Raw genomic sequence first — 25294 nt, forward strand, 5'->3', positions numbered from 1 at the left:
CCTTTGCGGGGCCTGGGGACGCATGGCGCGGGGACGCCGTGAGCAGGGCGTGGGGACGCCCGTTCATATGGGACATAAGGGAAGAGCGGGACGCATGACGGCACTTGAGGCACCGTCGGTTGTCGCACATGTGACGCCCGGCACGTACAACCCTTTCGGGGGGAGACGTGTCCAACTGGCGTGGCAGAGGTACTCGAACTCAGTGCGGCCCGCGGCACCGCGGCCTTGCGGCCGCCCCGCGCGGCGCTCCGCCCGCGTACGCCGGGCATGGCCGGCGGCATGCCGGTGATCGCGCCCATGCCCGCAGCGCGGCCCGCCCGCATACCCAGCCAGCGTGACGGCTCGGACGACACCTCGGCGACCGCGGGGACCGAGGCCGCCGGCACCACGGTCGACCACCTCACCGAGACCTATCGGGCGCACTACCGCTCGCTGCTCGGCCTCGCCGCGCTCCTCCTCGACGACACCGCCTCCTGCGAGGACGTCGTCCAGGAGGCCTTCATCCGCGTGCACTCGGCCCGCAAGCGCGTCCGCGACCCCGAGAAGACCCTGGCCTACCTGCGGCAGACCGTCGTCAACCTCTCCCGGTCCACGCTGCGCCGGCGCATCCTCGGCCTGAAGCTGCTGTCCAAGCCGATGCCGGACATGGCCAGCGCGGAGGAGGGCGCCTACGACCAGCTGGAGCGCCGTGACCTCATCAAGGCCATGAAGGGACTGCAGCGCCGCCAGCGCGAGGTCCTGGTGCTGCGCTACTTCGCGGACATGACCGAGGCCCAGGTCGCCGAGACGCTCGGGATATCGCTGGGCTCGGTGAAGGCGTACGGCTCGCGTGGCATCGCCGCACTGCGGGTGGCCATGGAGGCACCGGCATGAGCGAGCGGGCCGACGGGAGCGGCTCCGGTGAACGGCACTCCCACGAACGCCACGAGCCCTTCGCCTGGCACGAACCGACGAAGAGTCACGAGCACGAGCACATGTCATCGCACGCTGGGAACGCAACTGTGAACCACGGCCCCGACGAGCAGGGCCCCGAGGAGCCGGACACCGGGCTCGCCTCGGACGAACTGGCCCTGCGGCGGATGCTGCACTCCGCGGTCGACGACATCGAGCCGCGCACCGGCACCCTGGACCACCTGCGCCGGGCCGTCCCCGCCCGGCGGGCCCGCAAACGGCAGGCAGTCGTCGGCATGGCCGCCGCCGCCCTGTTCGTCGGCACCGCGGTCCCCGCGCTGGTGCACGTCTCCAACGCGGGCGGCTCCGACCCCAACACCGCCATGGCCGGCCAGTCCTCCCAGGCCCAGGGCGGCACCGGCCCGGGCAAGGACAAGGGTGGTGACACGGGCGGCGACAAGGGCTCGAGCAGCGCGAGCGTCAAGCCCGGCAAGGAGCCCGGCAAGAGCGGCGAGAAGGGCAGGAACGACGGCAGCGCCACCGGCTCGACCGGCGGCGCCAACCCGTCCGCGACCTCGGCCACGGGCGTCCCGCTGTGTACGGCGGCCCAGCTCGGCTCCGCCACCGGCAGCGCCGACGCCCCCGACACCGCGGGCATCGTCTACGGCACCTTCCGGGTCGTGAACGTCTCCTCCGCCGCCTGCACCGTCGCCGGTGCGGGCACCGTCACGCCCACCCCCCAGGGTGCCGCCGACCCGGCGAAGATCACGGCCACCCGTCATGTGGCGGGGGACGCGGCGACCAGCCTGCCCGATCCCTCCCTGGAGGTCTCCGGACTGGTCCTGCAGCCCGGCGCGGCCTACGTGGAGCGGTTCGCGTTCGTGCCGTCCGAGACCTGCCCCACCACCGGCGACGGCAGCAGCACCGGCGGCTCCGACACGGGCGGCGGCCCGTCACCGGACCCGAGCACCTCCCAGGACCCGGGCGCCACGGACGGCACGGCGGACGGCAGCACGTCGTCGGGCACGACGACCCAGCTGATGACGGAGGACGGCACGGCCGACGGCAGCATCTCCGTCACCCACACGGCCGCCGACGGCTCCCCGTCGGCCACGGCGGTGGTGCCCAACGCGTGCGCGGGAACCGTTTATTACACCGGCGTGCTGGCGGGGGCGTAGACCCGAGGGACGGCACCGGTCAGGCGCCGGCGACCGGCTCCGGCTCCTTCTGGACCAGGCCCAGCTCGGCGTCCCGCTGGTACTCCACCTCGCGGCGCAGCAGGCGGAACCACATGAAGACCGTGAAGCCCGCGAAGACGAACCACTCGCCGGTGTAGCCGAGGTTCTGGAAGGCCTTCAGGTCCAGCCCGGTGCCCGCGGGCGCGGTCGCCGGAACGGCCTTCATCCCGGCGTCCGCCTCGTCCAGCGTGACCCACGCGTCGTACAGCCGGTACGGCACCAGGTTCACCAGCGAGGCGGAGCTGATCGCCGCGGTCTGCCCGGCGGGCAGACCGCCCTGGGCGCTGACCCCGTTGTCCCCCGGGGTCTCGGACGCCTGCAGGGCACCGGTGACGGTGACCTCACCGGCCGGCGGCGCCGGGGCCTTCGCCGCGTCCGCCGTGCCCGGCAGCCAGCCCCGCACCACGGGCAGGGCCCTGCCGGAGTCGGTGCGCAGCAGGGTGAGGACGTAGAAGCCGGTCCTGCCGTCCAGCTGCCTGCCGGGCACCAGCAGCTGCTTGCCGTACCGGCCGCTCGCGGTGACCCGGCGTCCCGAGGTGCTCTGGTCGACCGGCAGCACCGAGTCCAGCGGCCGGGCGGTCTCGTGCCGGCCGGAGGAGGCCTGCTCGGTCGCGGCCTCACTGGCGTGCACGCGCCCCTCGAACCGGCTCAGCTGCCAGGACCCCATGAAGATGCAGAAGGGGATGGCGAGCAGCACGAAGACGTTGATGCCCCACCAGCGGGGTGTCAGCAGAAACCGGTACACGCCTTCCACGGTACGGCTCCGGTGCCGCTCGCCCGCCCGCGGGTCACCCCTTGGTCGCCTTGAGGGAGTAGATCAAGGGGATGCGCGGATGGTCCGCAGGGAAGCGGTGGTAGCCGTCGCGCACCTCGAAGTTCTCGAAGCGCGGGAAGAGCGACACGTCGTGCTCGTGCAGGAATTCGATGCGCAGCCCGGTCGCGGCGAGCGCGGAGACGACGTCGCCGAGCGTGTGCTGCCACTCCACGCTTCGGTTGTGGACGGTGGCGGCACCCGGGTCGGCGTAGGTGCCGGGCTCGTCCCACACCGCCGCGTCCCGGCGGAAGTAGTCGCGCACGATCCGGGTGCCGGTCGCGTCGTCCAGGGACTCGGTGAGCGGATGGAACTCGGCGAGGTAGAGGAAGCCGCCGGGCGCCACGAGCGAGGCCGCGGTCTCGGCCCAGCGGCGGATGTCCGGCAGCCAGCACAACGCGCCCAGCCCGGTGTAGACGATGTCGTACGACGGCTCGGGCACGGCGCCGGCCGCGTCGTACACGTCGCCGGTGACGAAGGCGGCGCGCTCGGGCCCGTGGCCGAGGTCGGCGGCGAGGGCGCGGGCCGCCTCGACGGCCGGGGCGGAGAAGTCCAGGCCGACGACGCGGGCGGCGCCCCGGCGGAGCCAGGAGAGGGTGTCGGTGCCGATGTGGCACTGCAGGTGCAGGAGCGACTTCCCGGTGACGTCCCCGACCTCGGCCGTCTCGAAGTCCCGCAGCACGTCCGGGCGGGCCCGGAAGCCGTCGAGGTCGTAGTACTCACCGGCGACATGGACGGGCACGCGCTCGTTCCACATGGCCAGGTTGTCCTCGCGCCAGCCCTCCGGGACGGACGGGGACGTGGTCGGTGTGGTCATGATCGGAAAGTTATCCACAGGCTACGCACACGCGCCACCCAATTGTCGGCGCGGCCAGGCAGTATGGGCGCATGACTGGGGCCATGAGTGAGAGCAGGACGCCGGACACACCGGACATGCCGGACTGGGAGAGGCGCTTCCGGGCGCCGCGCGTGTCGCTGCCCGACTGGGCGGAGGACGCACCGGACCGCTCCCTGTTCGTGTCGAACGCGACGGGTACGTACGAGCTGTACGCCTGGGACCGGGCGACGGGCGAGCAGCGTCAGGCGACGTACCGGCCGAACGGCACGACGGACGGCGTGCTCTCCCCGGACGGCGCCTGGATCTGGTGGTTCGACGACAAGGACGGCGACGAGTTCGGCATCTGGCGCCGCCAGCCCTTCGAGGGCGGGGCGGACGAGCCGGCCGTGCCGGGCCTGGACCCGTCCTACCCGGCCGGCCTGGCCCTGTCCCGCGACGGCCGCACCGCGGTCGTCGGCCGCTCCACGGACGACGAGGGCACCACTCTCCATCTGGCCGTCGAGGGCGCCGACCCGGTGGAGATCTACCGGCACCGCGAGTCGGCGGGCGTCGGCGACCTCTCCCACGACGGCTCCCTGATCGCCATCGAGCACACCGAGCACGGCGACGCCATGCACGCGGCGCTGCGCGTCCTGCGCCCGGACGGCTCGGCGGTCGCCGAACTGGACGACACCAGGGGCGGCACCGAGGAACTGGGCCTGGAGGTGCTGGGCTTCGCCCCGGTCGACGGCGACACCCGGCTGCTCATCGGCCACCAGCGCCGGGGGCGCTGGGAGCCGCTGGTGTGGGACGTGGCCACGGGATCGGAGACTGACCTCGCCCTGGACCTGCCGGGCGACGTCGGCGCGGAGTGGTACCCGGACGGCTCGGCGCTGCTCGTCGTCCACGGCTTCGAGGCCCGCAGCGAGCTGTTCCGGTACGACCTGGCGGCCCGGGAGCTGACCCGCATCCCCACCCCGCCGGGCACGGTCTCCGGTGCCACGGCCCGCCCGGACGGCAGCGTGGAGTACCTGTGGTCGTCGGCCGCCGAGCCCCCGGCGGTGCGCTCGACCTCCGGCGGCATCGTCCTGGACCCTCCCGGCATGGCCTGCCCGCCGTCGGTGGTGGTGGAGGACGCCTGGGTGGAGGGGCCGGGCGGCCGTATCCACGCACTGGTCCAGCGGCCGGCCGGCGTCACCGGCCCGCTCCCCACGGTATTCGACCTGCACGGCGGCCCGACCTGGCACGACAGCGACTCCTTCGCGGCGGGCCCGGCGGCCTGGGTGGACCACGGCTACGCGGTGATCCGCATCAACTACCGCGGCTCCACCGGTTACGGCCGCGCCTGGACCGACGCCCTGAAGCACCGGGTCGGCCTCATCGAACTGGAGGACGTGGCCGCGGTGCGCGAGTGGGCGGTCTCCTCCGGCCTCGCCGACCCCGCCCGGCTGGTCCTCACCGGCGCCTCCTGGGGCGGCTACCTCACCCTCCTCGGGCTCGGCACCCAGCCGGAGGCGTGGGCGGTGGGCATCGCGGTCGTGCCGGTCGCGGACTACGTCACCGCGTACCACGACGAGATGGAGGCCCTGAAGGCCATGGACCGCACCCTGCTCGGGGGCACCCCCGAGGAGGTCCCCGACCGCTTCGAGGCGTCCTCCCCGCTGACGTACGTGGACCGGGTCAAGGCCCCGGTCTACATCTCGGCGGGTGTCAACGACCCCCGCTGCCCGATCCGCCAGATCGACAACTACGTCAAGCGCCTGGAGGCGAGAGGCGCGGTGCACGAGGTGTACCGGTACGACGCGGGCCACGGTTCCCTGGTCGTGGACGAGCGGATCAAGCAGGTGGGGCTGGAGCTGGACTTCGCGAGACGACACCTGGCGCGCTAGGACCTCGCCCGCGGACCCTGCCGGGGCCGCGGGGCCGCGGGGGCGGCCGGCGCCGGGCCGTCACCGCAGTTCCGCGAGCCCCCGCCGGGTGGCGGCCACCACCACCCGGTCCCCCTTTTCCAGCACATGGGACGGGGAGGTGTCGGCCCGGCCCTCCACCGCCAGCACCCGCCAGGATCCGGCGCGGAACGCCTCCCGCACGGTCCGCCCCTCCAGTTGCGGGTGCCCGGCCACGTCGACGGCGGCGAACAGCAGCACCCTGCGCTCCACGGGGATCGCCCCGAGCACCTGCCGACCGAGCATCGCCCCGGCGAACGCGGGCGCGGCCAGGTGGGTGACGCTCCGGCTCCGGGTCAGCGCCTGCGGGTACGCGGCCCGCAGGGTCCGGTACACGGCGGTGGCGAAGTCGTCGTCGTACAGCCGGAGCACCACCCGCAGGTCGGGCCGCACGTTCCGCGCGTACAGCACGGCCTCCAGGTTGGTGGTGTCCGCGCTGGTCACCGCGAGCAGGGCGTACGCCCGATGGATCTTGGCGGACTCCAGGACGCCCTCCTGGGTGACGTCGCCGAGCACCACCGGGACCCGCAGCCGCCGTGCGGTCGCGAGTCCGCGCGCCTCCGGGTCGGACTCGACGCACACGACGGGGACGTTCAGCTCCCGCAGCCGCGTCAGCACCCGGGTGCCGATCTTGCCCAGGCCGAGCAGCACCACATGCCCGCCGAGTCCGCGCGGCGGCTTGCGCAGGCCCGAGGCGGTGCGGAAGGTGCCCAGCGCCTCCAGGACGGCCGCCAGCAGCACCGGCAGCAGCAGCAACCCGACGAGCCCGGAAAGGAGTTGCAGGATCTGCCGGCCCAGGGGCGCCCCGATGGCGGGGTCGTCGATCGCGAACAGGTCGAGGAGGGTGAGGTAGAACGCGCTCAGCGGGTGGATCCCGGTCACCACCCACAGGGCGACGGCGAGCGCGACCACGCAGCCCACCATGCCGGCCAGCGACCACCGCAGCCGCCGTGAGAACAGCGAGGCCAGCGAGGGCACGCCGGCCACCCCGCGGCCGGGCGCGGCCGACTCGGGCCCGCCCGTGGACGACACCTGCTCCAGCACGATGGCCCCGCGCCCGGTGGTCTGCCGCACCTCGTCGTCGTCCGGCAGCAGCCGCGGCTCGTGCTCCCCGCCCGCCGAACCGCCCGCTCCCGCCGGGTCGTTGCCCGACAGCAGGGCCAGCGTGCACAAGCCGTGGCCGGTGAGCCGCCCGTCCGCCGACGGCAGCCGCTCCACCGCCCGCAGCAGCAGCCCGCCCTCGGTCTGGACGACCTTGCTGGTACCGGCGACGGCGGTCGCGGCCAGCGCGGGCGCGGCGGTGTCGGCGTCGGACAGCACGGTGGTGGACGCCTCCGCACCCTCCTCGCCGTCGTCGCCGTACGCCAACGCGGCCGCCTGGTCGAGGAGTTCCTCGATGTGCTGGCCCAGCCGCCGGTTGTAGAGCCGCAGCACGAGCCGCAGGCGCGGGTTGAGCCGGCGGGCGGTCAGGGCGGCACGGATGTTGGTCTCGTCGTCGTCGTGGACGAGGGCGAGCGCGGCGGCCCGCTCCACCCCGGCCTCGGCGAGCACGGCCTCGGTCAGCTCGGCGGCCTCCAGCACCCGTTCGCCGGTGCCGCCGCCCCCGCCGGCCGCTGCGGGCGGGGCGGGTGCGCCGCCCCGGCCGACCGTCGCGCTGACCACCCGGTCCAGCAGCGCCGACGCGGCCCGGGCCCGGCCGACCACCGGCGGCCTGGCCGTCCGCTCGTTCGGCGGCACCACGAGGGTGACCTGCTCGCCGTGGACGCCGCGCAACTCGGCGGCCAGCCGGTACGCGAGTCCGTCGTCCCCGCACACCACCATGTGCGGGGCCCTGGGCCCCCCTTGATACGGAACGCTCGCCACGAGGGAAAAGAGTGCCCCAAGGAGAGGAGTGGTTCCAGCAAGGAGATGAACGTATCCGGGGCGGGCGGCGTACTGAGGGGGAGGCAGCTCACCAGCCGGAGGTATCCGCCCGTGGCCATCACCGAAGACGCCCCGCCCGGCGCCGACCCACGGGACCCCGAGCACCCCTCCGACGGACCGCGGGCCAAGGAGAGCCGACGGCTCAGCTCCCCGCTGGTCCTGACGCTGGTGCTGGTCCTCGCCGTGCTCGCCCAGTCCCCGATCCGCGGCGCCCTCGGCAGCCCGCTGATGCAGAGCTGGATGACGGTGTTCGTGGCGGTGACCGTGCAGGCGCTGCCGTTCCTGGTCCTCGGAGTGCTGCTCTCGGCGGCGATCGCGGTGTTCGTCCCCCCGGCCTTCTTCGCGCGCGCCCTGCCGAACCGCCCCGCGCTGGCCGTCCCTGTGGCCGGGATCGCGGGTGCGGTGCTGCCGGGCTGCGAGTGCGCCTCGGTGCCGGTGGCGGGCGCGCTGGTGCGCAGGGGAGTGACCCCGGCCGCCGCGTTCGCCTTCCTGCTCTCCGCGCCCGCGATCAACCCGATCGTGCTCACCGCCACCGCCGTCGCCTTCCCCCGCGATCCGGAGATGGTGCTGGCCCGGTTCCTGGCGAGCCTGCTGGTGGCGTGCGCGATGGGCTGGCTGTGGCAGCGGCTGGGCCGCACGGACTGGCTGCGCCCGCCGGCCCACGGTGCGCACGAGGGCGCGACCAAGGGGGAGACGTTCTGGAACTCGGTCCGCCACGACACCATGCACGCCGGCGGCTTCCTGGTGCTGGGCGCGGCGGCCGCGGCCACGCTGAAGGCAGCGACCCCGGCGACCTGGCTGCGCGCGGCGGCCGGTCAGCCCCTCGTCTCGGTCCTCGCGCTCGCCGTCCTCGCCGTCCTGCTGTCCATCTGCTCGGAGGCGGACGCGTTCGTCGCGGCGTCCCTGACCCAGTTCTCGATGACCGCCAAGCTGGTGTTCCTGGTGGTCGGCCCGATGATCGACCTCAAGCTGTTCGCGATGCAGGCCGGCACCTTCGGCCGTACCTTCGCGCTCCGCTTCGCCCCCGCCACCTTCGCGCTGGCCGTCGCCGGCGCGGTCGTCACCGGGACGGTGCTGCTGTGAACCGTCAGGCCCAGGCCGCCGTCATGTTCCTGCTCGGCGCCGCACTGCTGCACGCGGGCGGCACCGGCCTGTACCTGCGCTACGTCAAGGCCGGCCTGCAGCCGCTGCTGCTGGCCTCGGGCGCGGTCCTCGTCCTGGCCGCGCTGGCGACGGTCTGGTACGAGCGCCGGCGCACCCGGCGCCACGAGGAGCACAGCCACCCCGAACCCCGTATCGCCTGGCTGCTGTTGCTCCCCCTCCTCGCACTCATCCTGGTCGCCCCACCCGCCCTCGGCTCCTACAGCGCCCTGCGCTCCGGCACCGCCCTGCAGCAGCCGTACGCCTACGGCCGGCTGCCCGCCGGCGACCCGGTCCCGCTCTCCGTCGTCGACTACGCCTCCCGCGCGGCCTACGACCACGGCCGCTCCCTGCACGGCCGCCCGGTCCGCGTCACCGGCTTCCTCGCCCTGGACCACGCGGGCGCGCCCTACCTGGTCCGCATGGCCCTCAACTGCTGTGCCGCGGACGCCCAGCCGGTGAAGATCGCCCTGACCGGCACGCTGCCCCCGGTGCTCCGCCCGGACGCCTGGCTCGAGGTGACCGGCACCTACACCCCCCGGCTCACCAGGGACCCGGTGAACGACGGCCCCGTCCCGTACCTGTCGGTCACCTCGGCCAGACCGGTCCCGGTACCGCACGACCCGTACGACGAGACCTGGAACAACTGACCGCCCGGCCCACCGACCGCCTAGGACTCCGTCAGGCCGAAGCGCTCCAGATCCCGCAGCCAGGCCTGGGCGTTGCCGTCGGACGGGGCCCGCCAGTCGCCGCGCGGCGAGAGGGAGCCGCCCGCCGAGACCTTCGGGCCGTTCGGCATGGCCGAGCGCTTGAACTGCGCGAAGGCGAAGAAGCGGCGGCAGAACACCTCGAGCCAGTGCCGGATCTCACCGAGGTCGTACGCCCCCCGCTCGGCCTCCGGGAAGCCGGGCGGCCAGGCGCCGGTGTTCGCGTCGTGCCAGGCGTGCCAGGCCAGGAAGGCGGTCTTCGACGGCCGGAAGCCGTAGCGCAGCACGTGGAAGAGGGTGAAGTCGTGCAGCGCGTACGGGCCGATCTTGGACTCGGTGGACTGCAGCTCCTCGCCCGGGACCAGTTCGGGGCTGATCTCGGTGTCCAGGATCGCGGCGAGGACCGTGCCGGTCTCCTCGTCGAACTGCTCGCTGCTGATGACCCAGCGGATCAGGTGCTGGATCAGCGTCTTGGGCACGCCGGAGTTGACGTTGTAGTGGCTCATCTGGTCGCCGACGCCGTACGTGGACCAGCCGAGCGCCAGCTCGGAGAGGTCACCGGTGCCCAGCACGATGCCGCCGCGCTGGTTGGCCAGCCGGAACAGGTAGTCGGTGCGCAGGCCCGCCTGCACGTTCTCGAAGGTGACGTCGTACACCGGCTCGCCGGACGCGAACGGGTGGCCCATCTCCTTCAGCATCAGCCGCGCCGTCGGCGTGATGTCCAGCTCGGCCGCGGTGACCCCGAGCGCCCGCATCAGCCTGTGCGCGTTGTCCTTGGTGTGGTCGCTGGTCGCGAAGCCGGGCAGGGTGAAGGCCAGGATGTCGCTGCGCGGGCGGCCGGCGCGGTCCATCGCCCGGGCGGCGACGATCAGCGCGTGCGTGGAGTCCAGGCCGCCGGACACCCCGATGACGACCTTCGGGCCGCCGATCGCCGCGAGCCGCTGCTGCAGCCCGGCGACCTGGATGTTGTAGGCCTCGTAGCAGTCCAGGGCGAGCCGGTCGGGGTCGGCGGGCACGAACGGGAAGCGCTCGACGCGGCGCCTCAGACCCAGGTCGGTCAGCGGCGGGTCGAGTTCGAACGCCACCGTGCGGAAGTCGGCGGTGCGCGCGGCGTGCGTGCGCCGGTTGTCGTCGAAGGTGCCCATCCGGTGCCGTTCCTGCCGCAGCAGGTCGAGGTCGACGTCGGCCACCGCGAACTGGTCGCCGAGCGGGAAGCGGTCGGACTCGGCCAGCAGCACCCCGTTCTCGTAGATCATGGTCTGGCCGTCCCAGGACAGGTCCGTCGTCGACTCGCCGAGACCGGCGGCCGAGTAGACGTACGCGGCGAGGCAGCGCGAGGACGCCGAGCGGCACAGCAGCTTGCGGTCCTCGGCGCGGCCGACCGTGATCGGGCTGCCCGAGAGGTTGGCCAGGACGGTGGCGCCGGCCAGGGCCGCCTCCGCGCTGGGCGGCACCGGCACCCACATGTCCTCGCAGATCTCCGCGTGCAGGACCAGACCGGGGACGTCCTGCGCGGCGAAGAGGAGGTCCACGCCGAACGGCACCGTCTCGTCGCCGATCCGGATCGTGCCGCCGCGCTCGTCGTCGCCCGGGGCGATCTGCCGGCGCTCGTAGAACTCCCGGTAGTTCGGGGGGTACGACTTGGGCGCCACGCCGAGGACCCGGCCGCGGTGGACGACCACCGCGCAGTTGTAGATCCGGTTGCGGTGGCGCAGCGGGGCGCCGACGACGAGGACCGGCAGCAGGTCCGCCGACCCGTCGACCACGTCCTTCAGCGCCGTCTCGACGTCGTCGAGGAGCGCGTCCTGCAGCAGCAGGTCCTCGATCGAGTAACCGCACAGGACGAGCTCCGGGAAGACGGCGACGGCGACGCCCTCCTCGGCGCACCGGCGCGCGTGGCGCAGGACCGCTTCGGCGTTGGCGGCCGGGTCGGCGATGACGGTGTGGCCCGTGCACGCGGCGACGCGCGCGAAGCCATGCTGATAGATCGACCAGAAGTTCAACGGGACTTCCCTCACCACGCCACGGACCCCACAGACGAGACGGTTGTTTCTCCAGGGGAAGCGTAGATGTTCGGCCGGAGATGAGTACGTGCGCGCCGGCCGGTGCCGGACGCGGCTGCTGCCGGCCGTGGTGTCGCCCGCCGCCTACGCCGACCGGTCGGACGACGACAGCGGTCTGTTCGTGATCGGCGTCGGTCCGGTCATGCTGGGCAGCTCGTCGCAACCCTTGTCGTCACCTCCTTGACCTGCGCGTTTCATCGGTACAACGGCTCGGCCCAGGGCCTGAAACCGCGGTGAAGCCGTTCTGAACCGCCTCGGCCGCACGCTCTGGGGCATGACGACGACGGATCAGGCACACGCGATCGCGGCCACCGGGCTGCGCAAGGCCTACGGGGACAAGACCGTCCTCGACGGCATCGACATCCAGGTGCCCACGGGCACGATCTTCTCCCTGCTCGGGCCGAACGGTGCCGGCAAGACCACGGTGGTCAACATCCTGTCCACCCTGATCCCCGCCGACGGCGGCGCGGCCCGGATCGCCGGGCACGACCTCACCGCCGAGGCCCAGGCGGTCCGGGCGGCCATCGGGGTCACCGGACAGTTCTCCGCCGTGGACGGGCTGATCACCGGCGAGGAGAACATGCTCCTGATGGCCGACCTGCACCACCTCTCCAAGAGCGAGGGACGGCGGGTCAGCGCCGAGCTGCTGGAGCGCTTCGACCTGGTCGAGGCCGCGAAGAAGCCGGCCTCCACCTACTCCGGCGGCATGAAGCGCCGCCTCGACATCGCCATGACCCTGGTCGGCAGCCCCCGGATCATCTTCCTCGACGAGCCGACCACCGGCCTCGACCCGCGCTCCCGGCACACCATGTGGCAGATCATCCGTGAACTGGTCGCCGGCGGCGTCACCGTCTTCCTCACCACCCAGTACCTCGACGAGGCCGACCAGCTCGCCGACCGCATCGCGGTCCTCAACGGCGGCCGGATCGTCGCCGAGGGCAGCGCCGCCGAACTGAAGCGGCTCGTGCCCGGCGGCCACGTACGGCTGCGGTTCTCCGACCCGGTGGCGTACGAGCGGGCGGCGACCGCCCTGCGCGAGACCACCCGCGACGACGACGCGCTCACCCTGCAGATCCCCAGCGACGGCAGCCAGCGTGAGCTGCGCGCCATCCTCGACTGGCTCGACACCGCCTGCATCGAGGCCGACGAGCTGTCCGTGCACACCCCCGACCTGAACGACGTGTTCTTCGCCCTGACGGCGAGCCCCGTACCGGCGCAGAGCGACGGCACCGACAACGACAAGGAGACCGTCCGATGAGCACCGCCGGCCACGCCTTCCGCGACAACCTGACCATGCTGCGGCGCAACCTGCTGCACGCCCGGCGCTACCCCTCCCTCACCCTGAACCTGCTGCTCACCCCGGTCATGCTGCTGCTGCTCTTCGTCTACGTCTTCGGTGACGTGATGAGCGCCGGCATCAACGGCGGCCACGCGGACCGCTCCGCGTACGTCGCCTACCTGCTCCCCGGCATCCTGCTCATGACCATCGGCGGCACCGCGATCGGCACCGCGGTGACGGTGGCCACCGACATGACCGAGGGCATCATGGCCCGCTTCCGCACCATGGCCATCTCCCGGGCCTCCGTGCTGATCGGCCATGTGGCGGGCAGCGTGATCCAGATCATGGCGTCCCTGCTGCTCGTGCTGGCCATCGGCCTCGCCATCGGCTTCCGCCCGAACGCGACACCGCTGGAGTGGATCCTGGCCGTCGGGCTGCTGGGGCTGGTCAGCATCGCGATGACCTGGATCGCGGTCGGCATGGGGATGGCCAGCCCGAACGCCGAGGGCGCCAGCAACATGGCGATGCCGCTGATGATCCTGCCCCTCGTGGGCAGCGCCTTCGTGCCGGTGCACCTCATGCCGGGCTGGTTCCGCTGGTTCGCCGAGTACCAGCCCTTCTCGCCGGCCATCGAGACCCTGCGCGGCCTGCTCCTGGGCAGCGGCATCGGCACCAAGAACGCGGTGCTGGCGGTCGGGTGGTGCGTGGGGCTCACCGTGCTGGGCTACCTGTGGTCCAAGGCGCAGTTCAACCGGGAGCCCAAGCGGTGAGGTCGGCCTCGAGGCCGACGGGGGTCACCCCGGCGGAGCCGCCAGTTCCCGCAGCGCCTCCGCCCGCAACTCCTCCCGCCCCAGGGCGGCGTACCTCGACCTCGCGTCGGCGTACGCCGCCCCGTCGGCGTTCTCCGCCGCCTCCCGGGAGCGGGCCAGGGACAGCGTGGGGAACTCCCGTACCGCCGGCATCCGTTCCGCCAGCGCCACCAGCCGCACCGCCCCCGGCTCACCCCGGGCCAGCCCGGCGAAGCCGAGGGCCAGCAACAGCGTGCCGGACACCGGCAGTTCCACCGGGGCGCTCCCGCTCCCGGACCCGGACAGCATCCCGAGCAGCCGCTCCCGCAGCTCCTCGGCGAGGTCCGCCACCGGCTCCAGCCGGCCGGCCTGCGCATGCGCCGCCAGTGCCGCCGACCGCACCTCCAGCGACCACGGATCCACGAAAGGGTCACCGGGATACAGCAGGCTGTCCTCCCGTATCCGCGCGTCCGCCCGGCGCCACAGCCCGAGTCCCAGCTCGGTCAGCCCCCGGGCCAGCGCGATCTCCGCCCGGACCGGCAGATCGGCGGTGAAGATCCGGGCCGACTCCGGCGGCTGGTCCAGCTCCGCGAGCCCCAGCCAGTACTCCGCCTCCTCCACGTCCCCGCGCTGCAGACAGGCGAGCACCAGCCCCCAGTGCACCCCCACCGAGTCCGACCAGTCGCCGAACCTGCTGAACTCGCGGAGCGCGTCCAGCGCGGCCCGCAGATGGTCGTACGCCTCCGCGCCCCGCTCGGTCTGCAGGCACAGTTCGCTGATCCGCCCGTAGGCGAGCAGCAGCATGGCCGGACTGCCCAGCGGCCGCAGCGCGCCCAGCATCCGGCGGGCGTACTCCAGCGCGCGTTCCGTCTCGTGCCGGGACTCCCACACATAGCTCGCCACGCAGGCCGCGACGCCCGCGACCAGGGGCTCGGCGGAGTCGCACAGTTCGCCCAGCCGCTCGTAGCGCGGCGGGTGGACGTCCGGTACGGCGCACAGCACGACCGACAGCGCCCGCACCAGGGTGTCCGGCGGCGCGGGCGGCAGCCGGCGCAGGGTGACCAACTGCCGTACGGCGTGCGGCCCGCGGCCCATGAACAGGCTCGTCGTGCACACGGCCGCCGCGGTGCGGGCCGTCTCCACGTCCTCGGGGTGCTCGGGCCCGGGGCGGAACCGGGACAGCGGCCCGCCGGTCTCGGCGGTGAGGGCGGCGAGCCGGAGGTAGTTGGAGTCGGTGGCCCACAGGGAGGCCAGGACGGCGGTGACGGCCGCCGTGCCGGGCCCGTCGGCGCGGGCGAGGGCGTGCCGCAGCGCCAGGACGAGGTTGTCCTGCTCGGCCCGGATGCGCAGCCAGGCCGGTACGGCGTCCCCGGTGAACAGCACGTCGTGGTGGGCGCGGCCGAAGTCCCGCGCCCAGGTCAGGAAGCGGCCGGTGACCGCCTCCTCCTCACCGGCCTCGGCACGCTTGGCCGCGCCGAACTTGCGCAGCGTCTCCAGCATGTGGAAGCGGACCCCGGACGGGCTGTCCCCGGCCTTGATCAGTGACTGGCCGGCCAGCTGCTCCAGCAGCTCCAGCGCGTCCCCGGTGTCCCCGAGGACGTACTCGGCCGCGTCCTCGGTGAAGCCGCCGGGGAACACGGACAGGGCGCGCAGGGCGGCTCGTCCGTCGGCCTCCAGCAGGTTCCAGCTCCAGTCGACCACGGCCCGCAGGGTGCGGTGCCGCTCGGGCGCGTCCCGGGCGCCCCCGCGCAGCAGCGCGAACCGGTCCCTGAGCCGGCGGGAGATGTCGGCCACGGACAGCACCCGCACCCGGGCCGCGGCCAGCTCCACGGCGAGCGGCAGCCCGTCCAGGTGGCGGCAGATCTCGGCGACCTCCTCCGCGGGCAGCTCGACCCCGGGCCGGGCGGCCCGCGCCCGCTGCAGGAAGAGCTCCACCGAGGTCGTCTGGGACAGCTCCGGCAAGGCGTACACGGCCTCCGAGGTCAGGCCCAGCGGGGCCCGGCTGGTGGCCAGGATCCGCAGCTTGGCGGACCGTGACACCAGGGCCCGGACGAGCGCGGCCGCACCGGCGACGACGTGCTCGCAGTTGTCCAGCACCAGCAGCGCCGGCCCGGCACCCAGCGCGCCGACGACACCGCTCACGGCGTCCCCGCCGCCGGCGAGCTGCCGGCCGTCCCCGGCGCCGACCGCCGAGGCGACCTCACCGGCCACGTCGTCGTCGGCGGTGACACCGGCCAGGGTGACGAAGTGCACGACGGGCTGTTCGGCGGCCCGGCTCACCGCGTGGGAGAGCCGGGTCTTGCCCAGGCCACCGGGCCCGACGACGGTGACCACCCGGGACCCGCGCAGCAGCCCGGTCACGGCGGCGACGTCGGCGTCCCGCCCCAGCAGCGGGTTCGGCTCGTGCGGCACGCCCTGCCGCACCGGCGCCGCGTCGGCGGTGAGCAGCTCCTGGTACACGGCCCGCAGCCCCGGCCCGGGATCGGTCCCCAGCTGCTCCCGCAGTCCGCGGCGGTAGGCGTCGTACCGGGTCAGCGCCGCGGCCCGGCCCGAGGTCCCCGCCTCGCAGCGCAGCAGCTCCGCCAGCACCTCCTCGTCCCGCGGCAGCTCCCGGGCCAGTTCGGCCAGCGGCCCCGCGGCCTCCTCGCGCCGCCCGAGCCGGGCGAGCGCCAGCGCCCGGGACCGGGCCAGCGAGCGCAGGGCCGGTACCCGGCCGAGGCGCAGCGCGACCACCGGGTCGTGCAGCTCCTCCCCGGCCCCGCCGCCGCCGCTGCCGTCCCACAGCGCCAGCCCCGCCTCGGCCCGCTCCAGGGCGCCCGCGTGATCCCCGGCCCGCGCGCGCTCGGTGCTCGCCGCCTCGTGCAGCAGCAGCGCGGAGCTGTCGACCTGCGCCTCGTCCAGGGCCAGCCGGTAGCCCGTCGGCGTGCTCACGACCAGCTCGGCACCCACCTGAGCCCGCAGCCGCGACACCAGCACCTGCACCGCCTTGCCCGGCCGCTCCGGCAATTCGTCCGGCCACAGCCCCTCCACCAGCCGACCCGTGCTGCACCCGCCCCGCAGATCCCCGGCGAGCAGCGCCAGCAGCCCGCGCAGCCGGGGCGCGGTGATCTCCCGCCCACGGCAGGCGACTCGGGGCAGCAGGGTCAACTCGGTCGTCACGCCTGCACATTAGCCAGTCGCGGCAGGTCCCACAGGCCCTGGGCGGGCCTGTGCTCACATCCGCCGGCCAGACCCTGTGCGGTGCGCTTAACCCCCGGTGATCGAGAGCGGAGACACCGGCGTAATGAGCGGTTCGTACGGTCACGAAGGGTGAGATCGGACCGAGCACTGGGGAAGGGGGCGCCCGTGGCCGCGGCGGGCTCGCGGAGCGAGGGCACGACGAAGGTGCGGACGGTCTGCTCGTACTGCGGGGTGGGCTGCGGCCTGGTCCTCGACATCGGCAGGGGACCGGACGGACGGCGTACGGTCCTGAAGGCGGCCGGGGACAAGCAGCACCCGGCGAACGCCGGCCGGCTGTGCACCAAGGGCGCGACCACCGCCGACATGCTCGCTGCGCCGGGCCGGCTGACCACCGCCCTCGTCCGCCCGGACCGCGGCGAGGAGGCGCGGCCCGTTCCCGTGGCGGACGCCGTCACCGAGACCGCCCGCCGCCTGCGCGCCATCGTCGACGAGCACGGCCCCGACGCGGTCGCCCTCTATGTCTCCGGCCAGATGACCCTGGAGGCCCAGTACCTGGCGAACAAGCTGGCCAAGGGCTTCATCCGGACCAACCAGATCGAGTCCAACTCCCGGCTGTGCATGGCGAGCGCCGGTACCGGTTACAAGCTGTCGCTGGGCGCGGACGGGCCGCCCGGCTCCTACCAGGATCTCGACAGGGCCGACGTCTTCCTCGTCATCGGCTCCAACATGGCCGACTGCCACCCGATCCTCTTCCTGCGGATGATGGACCGGGTGAAGTCGGCGGGCGCCCGGCTGATCGTCGTGGACCCGCGCCGTACCGCCACCGCCGCCAAGGCCGACCTGTTCCTCCAGCTCAGGCCGGGCACGGACCTCGCCCTGCTCAACGGGCTGCTGCACCTGCTGCACGCCGACGGCCACACCGACCCCGACTTCATCGCCGCCCACACCGAGGGCTGGGAGGCGATGCCCGCATTCCTCGCCGACTACCCGCCCGCCACCGTCGCCGGGATCACCGGCGTGCCGGAGGCGGACCTCCGCGCGGCCGCCCGGCTGATCGGCGAGGCGGGGGAGTGGACGAGCTGCTGGACGATGGGCCTGAACCAGTCCACGCACGGCACCTGGAACACCAACGCCCTGATCAACCTGCACCTCGCCACCGGCGCGATCTGCCGCCCCGGCAGCGGCCCCTTCTCCCTCACGGGTCAGCCCAACGCGATGGGCGGCCGGGAGATGGGCTACATGGGCCCCGGCCTGCCCGGGCAGCGCTCCGTCCTCGTCGACGCCGACCGGGCCTTCGTGGAGGAGCTGTGGGAACGGGAGCCGGGCACCCTGCGCGCCGACGGTGCCGGCCGGGGCACGATCGAGATGTTCCGGAGGATGGCCGTCGGTGACATCAAGGCGTGCTGGATCATCTGCACCAACCCGGTCGCCTCCGTCGCGAACCGCAGGACGGTCATCGAGGGCCTGGAGACGGCCGAGTTCGTCGTCACGCAGGACGTCTTCGCCGACACGGAGACGAACGCGTACGCCGACGTCGTGCTGCCGGGCGCGCTGTGGACCGAGGCCGAGGGCGTGCTGATCAACAGCGAGCGCAACCTCACCCTCGCCCGGCAGGCCGCCGACCCGCCCGGCGAGGCGACGGCGGACTGGCGGCTCATCGCCGCCGTGGCCCGCGCGATGGGCTACGAGACGGGGTTCTCGTACGACAGCGCGGAGGAGATCTTCGAGGAGATCAAACGCGCCTGGAACCCGGTGACCGGCTGGGACCTGCGCGGGGTGACCTATGAGCGGCTGCGTTCGACGCCCGTGCAGTGGCCGGCGGCGCGGGCCGACGGCCCCGACCGCAACCCGGTCCGCTACGTCGGCGAGGACGGCGCACCGACGTTCCCGACCGGTACCGGCCGTGCGGTCTTCCACGCCCGCCCGCACATCCCGGCCGCGGAGATGCCCGACGACGACTACCCGTATCTGCTCAACACCGGGCGCCTGCAGCACCAGTGGCACACCCTGACCAAGACGGGCAGGGTGGCCAAGCTGAACAAGCTCGACCCCGGCCCCTTCGTGGAGGTGCACCCGCGGGACGCGGCCGCACTGGGCATCGCCGAGGGCGACTCGGTGGAGGTCGCCTCGCGGCGCGGGCGGGCGGTGCTGCCGGCGGTCGTCACCGACCGGGTCCGGCCGGGCTGCTGCTTCGCGCCGTTCCACTGGAACGACCTGTTCGGGGAGTACCTGAGCGTCAACGCGGTGACCAACGACGCCGTCGACCCGCTCTCCTTCCAGCCCGAGTTCAAGGTGTGCGCGGTGTCGCTGACCAGGGTGGCCACACCGGTGAGGGTGCAGACGCCGGAGCCGGTGGGGGCACAGGCCACGCCACCGCCGCCGGTGCGGGAGGCGGTCACCGCGGCCGCCCTCGCGGCGGCGCCCGCCCCCACCCCCTTCGGCCTGGAACCCGCGTCCCCACCGGAACTGGCCGAACCCGAACGCCGGTACCTGAGGGGTTTCCTGGCCGGCATCCCGTCCGGCTTCCCCGGCGTACCGGTACTGCCGTCGGACGCGCCGTTCAGCCCTGAGCACGCGCTGTGGGTGAACGGCGTACTGGCCGGCATGTACTCCAGGACCGAGCCGGCACCTGCCGCCGCCTCCCCCGCGCACGCCACCCCCGGCGTCCCGCGGCCGACGGCCGGCGCCGCCCGCCGCCAGGTCCTGATCCTCTGGGCCTCGCAGACCGGCAACGCCGAGGAGTTCGCCGCCACCACGGTCGAGCGGCTCACCGCGGACGGTCATCCCGCCGCCCTCCTGCCCATGGAGGAGGCGGACCTCGCGGCGCTGCCGTCCGAGGCCGACCTGCTGCTGATCACGAGCACCTTCGGCGACGGCGACGCCCCGGACAACGGCGCCGGCTTCTGGGACGCCCTCGCCGCGCCCGACGCCCCGCGCCTGCAGGGCAGGCGCTACTCGGTCCTGGCCCTCGGTGACTCCTCCTACGACGACTTCTGCGGCCACGGCCGCCGCCTGGACCGGCGCCTGGAGGAACTGGACGCGACACGGCTGGCCCCGCGCACCGACTGCGAACCGGACTACGAGACCGAGGCCGAGGGGTGGCTCGACCGGATACGCACGGCGTTGCAGGCCCCCGGACACCCGGACCCCGGACAACCGGACCTCGAGCACCCGGCCCCCGGACACCCGGCCCCCGGACACCCGGCCCCCGGACACCCGGACCTCGAGCACCCGGACCTCGAGCACCCGGCCCCGGCCACTGCGGTGGCCGGCCTCCCGGCTCGCCCGGCCCCGGCCCCGGCCCGCGCGGCTGCCCCCGTGCCCGCTCGTCTCACCGGCAACCGCCTGCTGAGCCTGCCCGGCGCGGGGAAGGAGGTCCGCCGCTTCACCTTCGACACCCGGGACAGCGACACCCCGCTGGTCTACGAGGCCGGCGACGCCCTGGCGGTACGCCCGCTCAACCGGCCGGAGCTGGTGACGGAATGGCTGGCCGTCACCGGCCTGGACGCGGGCGCGGCCGTACGGGTCCAGGGCGTCGGGGACGTACCGTTCGCCGAAGCCCTGCGGCGTCACCTGGACATCACCCGCATCACCCCCGGCCTGCTGCGCTTCGCCGCCGACCGCGCCCGCGACCCGCGCGAGCTGCGCAAGCTCCTGCGCCCGGACAACAAGGGCGGGCTGGCGCAGTGGTCCTGGGGACGCCAGGCCGTGGACCTGGTCGCCGAGTTCGGCATCCGGGCCGGTGCCGAGGAGTGGGCGGACGTCCTGGGCCGTCTGCAGCCCCGCCTGTACTCGATATCGTCCAGCCCCCTGACCGACCCCCACCAGGTGTCGCTGACGGTCTCCGTCGTCCGCTACGAGAACCTGGCCGGCCGCCCCCGCCAGGGCGTGTGCTCCCCCTTCCTCGCCGACGCCGAGCCCGGCACCCCGGTCCCGGTCCGCGTCCGGCGGGCACCGCACTTCCGCCCGCCCGCCGACCCCGCCACACCGGCGGTGATGGTGGGCCCCGGCACCGGCATCGCCCCCTTCATCGGCTTCCTGGAGGAGCGCCGCGCCCGCGGCCACCACGCGCCGAACTGGCTGTTCTTCGGCGAACAGCACCGGGCGACCGACTTCTACTACGAGGAGGAGCTGACCGCCTTCCTCGCCGAGGGCACGCTCACCCGCCTGGACACCGCCTTCTCCCGCGACCAGCGCACCAAGGTCTACGTCCAGGACCGCATGCGTGAACACGGCCCGCTGCTGTGGTCATGGCTGCGGGACGGCGCCCACTTCTACGTCTGCGGCGACGCCTCCCGCATGGCCAAGGACGTCGACCGGGCCCTCAGGGAGATCGCCACGCTCCACGGCGGCCTCGACGAGTCGGAGGCGGCGGCCTACGTCAAGCACCTCACGACCGAGAAGCGCTACGTCCGTGACGTGTACTGACCTCCGGCCGGGGAAATGAGTGGTTCTTCATACAGCTACATATAGGGCCGACTGCATATAAGGCCGACTACATATAGGGCCGACCGATACCTGCACAAGGTGTTTGTCCGGCTAATCCTTCACCCGATCGCCACGCACCCAACACCGCATGGCGGCGTTACTTCGAATATGACCAAGGCGACGCGATCCATGCGGCTGGGCTCCTACACGTTCCTGCCCGCGCCTCCACGCGCGGATTCTGCGAAAGGCATTCTTATGAGGGGCGGCCTGCCGGTCACACTGGAGGTGACGGGGGAGATCCTCCAGGACTTCATGGACGCGATGAGTGCCTTGGAGCGAGATCTCTCGAGACGGTGGGTGGGGGCGGAATCCTGGCTCAGTCAACCACCGGCTGAATGATCAAGCGGCGCCATGTATCACGAGCGACTGGGGCATTACCCAGATCTCGGCGTCGGGTATACGGACGGCAGTCAGATTCCCTTGATTCCTCCGGAATCGGGCTGGGATCCCGCAGCGGAGCTGGCGTTCATGCTGCAGGACGCCATGGAGGAGCAGCAGGCCAGGATCCCGGCCGCACGCCATGAGGATCATCCCGTCGACCCGGCCCCGAGGACGCCCCGCGAAGCCCTGGTGGAAATCACGGCGGAACTGCCCCTGCTGAAAGCTGCCCCTCGGGGTCACCGCAAGGTACGGCCACGGCAGCGCCCGGACGGGCTCCGGATCGCCAGTTACTGCATCGCCGCGCTGGTGACCGTCATCGCCTCCGCGGTGAGCATTTTCGGTGGCCTCGTCGCCTACGACCCGCTGCGCCTGGTGGCGGCGTCCCGGACGCAGAGCGGGCCGGTTCCCTGGTGGCCTCTTCTGGTGTTCGGTCCCTGGCTGGTGGCGGCGCTGTCCATTTTCCGGTCGGCGCTGCACCAGCGCCGTGCCTTTCATTCCTGGTGCGTACTCCTGCTCTTCTCCGCCATCGCCATGACGCTGTGTGTCGCGCAGGCACCGAAGAACGTCGTCGCCACGGCCGCCGCCGCTCTGCCGAGCTTCGCCTCCCTGGCCTGCTTCCAGCAGGTGGTGCGGCAGATCACCCTGACCAGGCCGCCCCGGCGGCGGACCCTGGCCCGGCACCGGGTGAAGTCGGCCGAGGTGCCCACCGACGAAGCGACGGCCGGACGACCGCCCAGGGGCGCCCGGCCGGCCTGACCCCCCTCGCGCCGTGCCGTCCGGCGCCGCGGGCTCACAGGCCGGGGTCGTCGAACTGGTCGAGCAGGAAGTCGATCGGCGGTTGGTCCGTGGCGGCGGACCTGCCGTCGTGCAGGACCTGCTCCGCCCAGATGACCTTGCCGTGGCTGGTGTACCGCGTTCCCCAGCGCTGGGCGAACTGCGCCACCAGGAACAGTCCCCGGCCGCCCTCGTCGGTGGTCGCCGCCCGCCGCAGGCGCGGCGAGGTGCCGCTGCCGTCCGACACCTCGCAGATCAGACAGCGTCCGCGCAGCAGCCGTACGGCGACCGGCGGCGAGCCGTACCTGATCGCGTTCGTGAGCAGCTCGCTGAGGATCAGCTCCGTGGCGAACGCGGCGTCCTCCAGTCCCCACTTCAGCAGCGTCTCCCGGCAGCGCGCCCGTATCGAGGGGACCAGCGCCGGATCCGACGGCACGTCCCACTCGGCCACGCGTGAGGGCGGGATCTTCCGGGTGCGCGCCGCCAGCAGCGCGATGTCGTCACTGGCGGGCGACGGCTTCAGCGCGTCGATGACCGCCTGACACGTCTCCTCCGGAGTACGGCCCCCGTACCCGGCCAGCGCCTGCCGCAGCCTGCTCATCCCGACGTCGATGTCCTGGTCGCGGTCCTCCACCAGACCGTCGGTGTACAGCACCAGTTGCGAACCCTCCGGCAGGCGCAGCTCGGCCGTCTCGAACGGGTAGCCGCCGAGGCCCAGCGGTGCCGAGGCCGGCACGCAGGGACAGGTCACCGTCCCGTCCGGATCCACCACCACCGGCTCCGGATGCCCCGCGCGGGCCATCGTGCAGGAGCCGGCCACCGGGTCGTAGACCGCGTAGAGACAGGTCGCTCCCGTCACCCCCTCCCCCTCGTGGCCGTCCACGGCATCGCCCGCGTCGTCCTCGCCGTCCATGCGGACGACGAGGTCGTCCAGGTTCCCGAGCACCTCGTCCACGGGCAGGTCCAGGGTGGAGAAGTTGTGCACCGCGGTGCGCAGTCGGCCCATCGTCGCCGTCGCGTGCAGCCCGTGGCCGACGACGTCACCCATCACCAGGGCCACGCGAGCGCCCGGGAGCGGGATGACGTCGAACCAGTCCCCGCCCACCCCCACCTCCGCGGGCATGTACCGCCAGGCCACCTCCAGCGCGTCCTGGTCCGGCTGCCCGCGCGGCAGCAGACTGCGCTGCAGCGTCACCGCCATCGCGTGCTCCCGGGTGAACCTGCGGGCGTTGTCGAGGGCCAGCGCCGCCCGCGCGGCCAGCTCCTCCGCGAAGGAGAGGTCCTCCGGCTCGAAGGGCGGCGAATCCGCCGTCCGGTAGAAGTTCACCACGCCCAGCAGGACGTTCCGCGCCCGCAGCGGCACGGTCACCAGCGAACGGAATCCGGCCTCCAGGGCCTTGCGGGCACGCTCGGGATCCTGTGCGCGCCAGCCGTGGGCCTGCCGCAGGTCCGGCTCCAGCAGGACCCGCCGCTCCTGCAGCGTCCGCATCTGCGGCGTCCGGCGCGAGAACGTGATCAGTTCGCCCAGCGGATACACCGGCACCGTCCCCTGATCACCGCCGATCGCCGCCCGGCGCAGATGCCGCCAGCCCTCCGCCGTCGGCTCCCAGCCGCGCAGCACCGCGTCGAGCAGGTCCACCGTCACCAGGTCGGCGAACTGCGGCGCCGTCACGTCGGCCAGCTCCTGGGCCGTCCGCCCCACGTCCAGCGTCGTGCCGATGCCCAGCCCGGCCTCGTACAGCAGTTCCAGCCGCTCCCGTGCGACCTCGGCCCGCCCCGAGACCGCCGCCAGCTCCGTGGTGTCCCGCAGGGTCACCACACTGCCTCCCCGGTCGGCCCGCGGGTACGTCAGCCGCTTGTTCACCGCCAGCAAGTGGTCCCCGGCGAGATGCACCTCGTCGGTGACCGCCTTCGGTGTCGTCAGCAGGAGAGTGATCGGTTCCGGGAGCCCCAGCGCCCGCACCGGCCGCCCCCGCACGTCCGGCGGCAGTCCGAGCAGTCGCGTCGCCTCGTCGTTGGCCAGCACCAGGTGTTCGTCGGCGTCGATGATCAGCACGCCTTCGCGTACCGCGTGCAGGACCGCCTCGTGGTGCTCGTACAGCTGCGCCAGCTCCGCGGGCGCCAGGCCGTGCGTCTGCCGGCGCAGCCGTCGGGACACCAGGGTCGTCCCCGTCACGGCCAGCGCCAGCGCGACGGCGCCGCTGGCCAGGATGATCGGCAGCATCGGCAGCCACAGCGCCGCCACGTTCCTGACCGTGATCCCGGCGGAGACGAGGCCGACCACCGTGCCGTGGGCGTCGGTCACGGGGACCACCGCCTGCACGTCCGTCCCGCTGCCGGCGGGCAGCGGCGGCCCGCCGGCCTGCTCCACCACGGTCCGTCCCTTCAGCGCCGGAGCGATGGTGCCGACGAACTTCTTCCCGATCTCGCTCGGGTAGGGATACGTGTAACGGGTCCCCTTCGTGTCCATGGCGACGACGAAGTCGACACCCGTGCGCTTGCGCACCGCCTCGGCCCTCGGCTGCAGCACCGCCGTGGGGTGCGGGCTCTGCAGCGCCTCGGCGGTGCCGGGCGCGTTCGCGAACGACTGGGCCGCGACGACCGACTCGCGCCGCCCCTGCTGCAGCGCGTCACTCGCCGTCTGGAGCACCATGGCCACCACCGCGGCCACGACCAGCAGGACCACGATGACGACCTGGACGAGAAACACCTGACCGGCCGCACTGCGCGGGTCCAGCAGGGAAGCGCCGCGCGCGTGCGGGCGCCCGACGGACGGACGACGTTCCGGGCCCCCAGGCCGCCCGGACATTTCCTCCATACACCCTTGATACACCGTGGCCGGTGGTCGGGGTCGGGTGACGTGGACGG

Annotated in this window: 15 protein-coding genes; 9 read left to right on the forward strand and 6 right to left on the reverse strand. The window is 73.4% G+C overall.

Features of this window, described 5'->3' with window-relative positions:
• Positions 1-180 precede the first annotated feature (180 nt).
• Both ACIHEJ_RS35885 and ACIHEJ_RS35890 read left to right on the forward strand, forming a co-directional pair.
• Positions 181-873 (forward strand): SigE family RNA polymerase sigma factor, encoded by a 693-nt coding sequence (locus ACIHEJ_RS35885; protein WP_400141792.1) that lies wholly within the window; start codon positions 181-183, stop codon positions 871-873.
• Positions 870-2069 carry a hypothetical protein gene (locus ACIHEJ_RS35890; protein ID WP_400141793.1) on the forward strand — a complete coding sequence of 400 codons (1200 nt, stop codon included), beginning with the start codon at positions 870-872 and terminating at the stop codon, positions 2067-2069. Before ACIHEJ_RS35885 ends, ACIHEJ_RS35890 begins: the two co-directional genes overlap by 4 nt.
• 19 nt (positions 2070-2088) lie before the next feature.
• On the opposite strand, the gene ACIHEJ_RS35895 is transcribed toward ACIHEJ_RS35890, so the two are convergent.
• Both ACIHEJ_RS35895 and ACIHEJ_RS35900 read right to left on the reverse strand, forming a co-directional pair.
• Positions 2089-2874, reverse strand: coding sequence for an SURF1 family protein (locus ACIHEJ_RS35895; RefSeq protein WP_400141794.1), 786 nt, complete (start codon positions 2872-2874; stop codon positions 2089-2091).
• A gap of 43 nt (positions 2875-2917) precedes the next feature.
• Positions 2918-3757 (reverse strand): class I SAM-dependent methyltransferase, encoded by an 840-nt coding sequence (locus ACIHEJ_RS35900; protein WP_400141795.1) that lies wholly within the window; start codon positions 3755-3757, stop codon positions 2918-2920.
• Between the two features lie 83 nt (positions 3758-3840).
• Here ACIHEJ_RS35900 and ACIHEJ_RS35905 point away from each other — a divergent pair, with 83 nt between their 5' ends.
• Positions 3841-5646 (forward strand): prolyl oligopeptidase family serine peptidase, encoded by a 1806-nt coding sequence (locus ACIHEJ_RS35905; protein WP_400141796.1) that lies wholly within the window; start codon positions 3841-3843, stop codon positions 5644-5646.
• A gap of 60 nt (positions 5647-5706) precedes the next feature.
• Here ACIHEJ_RS35905 and ACIHEJ_RS35910 read toward each other — a convergent pair whose 3' ends face one another.
• The gene (locus tag ACIHEJ_RS35910) at positions 5707-7524 is read right to left on the reverse strand and encodes an NAD-binding protein (protein ID WP_400141843.1); all 1818 of its coding nucleotides are present in this window, start codon (positions 7522-7524) and stop codon (positions 5707-5709) included.
• Between the two features lie 153 nt (positions 7525-7677).
• On the opposite strand from ACIHEJ_RS35910, the gene ACIHEJ_RS35915 reads away from it, so the two are divergent.
• Together ACIHEJ_RS35915 and ACIHEJ_RS35920 are read left to right on the forward strand one after the other, a co-directional pair.
• Positions 7678-8709 carry a permease gene (locus ACIHEJ_RS35915; RefSeq protein ID WP_400141797.1) on the forward strand — a complete coding sequence of 344 codons (1032 nt, stop codon included), beginning with the start codon at positions 7678-7680 and terminating at the stop codon, positions 8707-8709.
• Positions 8706-9416, forward strand: coding sequence for a TIGR03943 family putative permease subunit (locus ACIHEJ_RS35920; protein WP_400141798.1), 711 nt, complete (start codon positions 8706-8708; stop codon positions 9414-9416). The genes ACIHEJ_RS35915 and ACIHEJ_RS35920 overlap by 4 nt, the downstream gene beginning before the upstream one ends.
• Before the next feature lie 20 nt (positions 9417-9436).
• Here ACIHEJ_RS35920 and ACIHEJ_RS35925 read toward each other — a convergent pair whose 3' ends face one another.
• Positions 9437-11476: an NAD(+) synthase gene (locus tag ACIHEJ_RS35925; RefSeq protein WP_400141845.1), complete on the reverse strand. Its 2040-nt coding sequence runs from the start codon at positions 11474-11476 to the stop codon at positions 9437-9439.
• Between the two features lie 334 nt (positions 11477-11810).
• Between ACIHEJ_RS35925 and ACIHEJ_RS35930 the strand changes: the two genes are divergently transcribed.
• Together ACIHEJ_RS35930 and ACIHEJ_RS35935 are read left to right on the forward strand one after the other, a co-directional pair.
• On the forward strand, positions 11811-12794 hold the full coding sequence (locus tag ACIHEJ_RS35930) for an ATP-binding cassette domain-containing protein (RefSeq protein WP_400141799.1): 984 nt from the start codon (positions 11811-11813) through the stop codon (positions 12792-12794).
• The gene (locus tag ACIHEJ_RS35935) at positions 12791-13585 is read left to right on the forward strand and encodes an ABC transporter permease (protein ID WP_400141800.1); all 795 of its coding nucleotides are present in this window, start codon (positions 12791-12793) and stop codon (positions 13583-13585) included. The genes ACIHEJ_RS35930 and ACIHEJ_RS35935 overlap by 4 nt, the downstream gene beginning before the upstream one ends.
• Positions 13586-13609: 24 nt before the next feature.
• On the opposite strand, the gene ACIHEJ_RS35940 is transcribed toward ACIHEJ_RS35935, so the two are convergent.
• Complete coding sequence (locus ACIHEJ_RS35940) at positions 13610-16762, reverse strand: ATP-binding protein (RefSeq protein ID WP_400141801.1); 3153 nt, start codon at positions 16760-16762, stop codon at positions 13610-13612.
• Positions 16763-16948: 186 nt separating this feature from the next.
• Between ACIHEJ_RS35940 and ACIHEJ_RS35945 the strand changes: the two genes are divergently transcribed.
• Together ACIHEJ_RS35945 and ACIHEJ_RS35950 are read left to right on the forward strand one after the other, a co-directional pair.
• Entirely contained in the window at positions 16949-21211 is a 4263-nt protein-coding gene (locus ACIHEJ_RS35945) for a molybdopterin-dependent oxidoreductase (RefSeq protein ID WP_400141847.1), read from the forward strand.
• A 528-nt stretch (positions 21212-21739) separates the two neighbouring features.
• Positions 21740-22408, forward strand: coding sequence for a DUF2637 domain-containing protein (locus tag ACIHEJ_RS35950; RefSeq protein ID WP_400141802.1), 669 nt, complete (start codon positions 21740-21742; stop codon positions 22406-22408).
• Between the two features lie 34 nt (positions 22409-22442).
• Here the strand turns inward: ACIHEJ_RS35950 and ACIHEJ_RS35955 are convergent, their stop codons facing one another.
• Entirely contained in the window at positions 22443-25244 is a 2802-nt protein-coding gene (locus ACIHEJ_RS35955; RefSeq protein ID WP_400141803.1) for a SpoIIE family protein phosphatase, read from the reverse strand.
• Positions 25245-25294 lie beyond the last annotated feature (50 nt).

This window comes from Streptomyces sp. NPDC052301 (genome assembly GCF_044593395.1).
Lineage (GTDB): Bacteria > Actinomycetota > Actinomycetes > Streptomycetales > Streptomycetaceae > Streptomyces.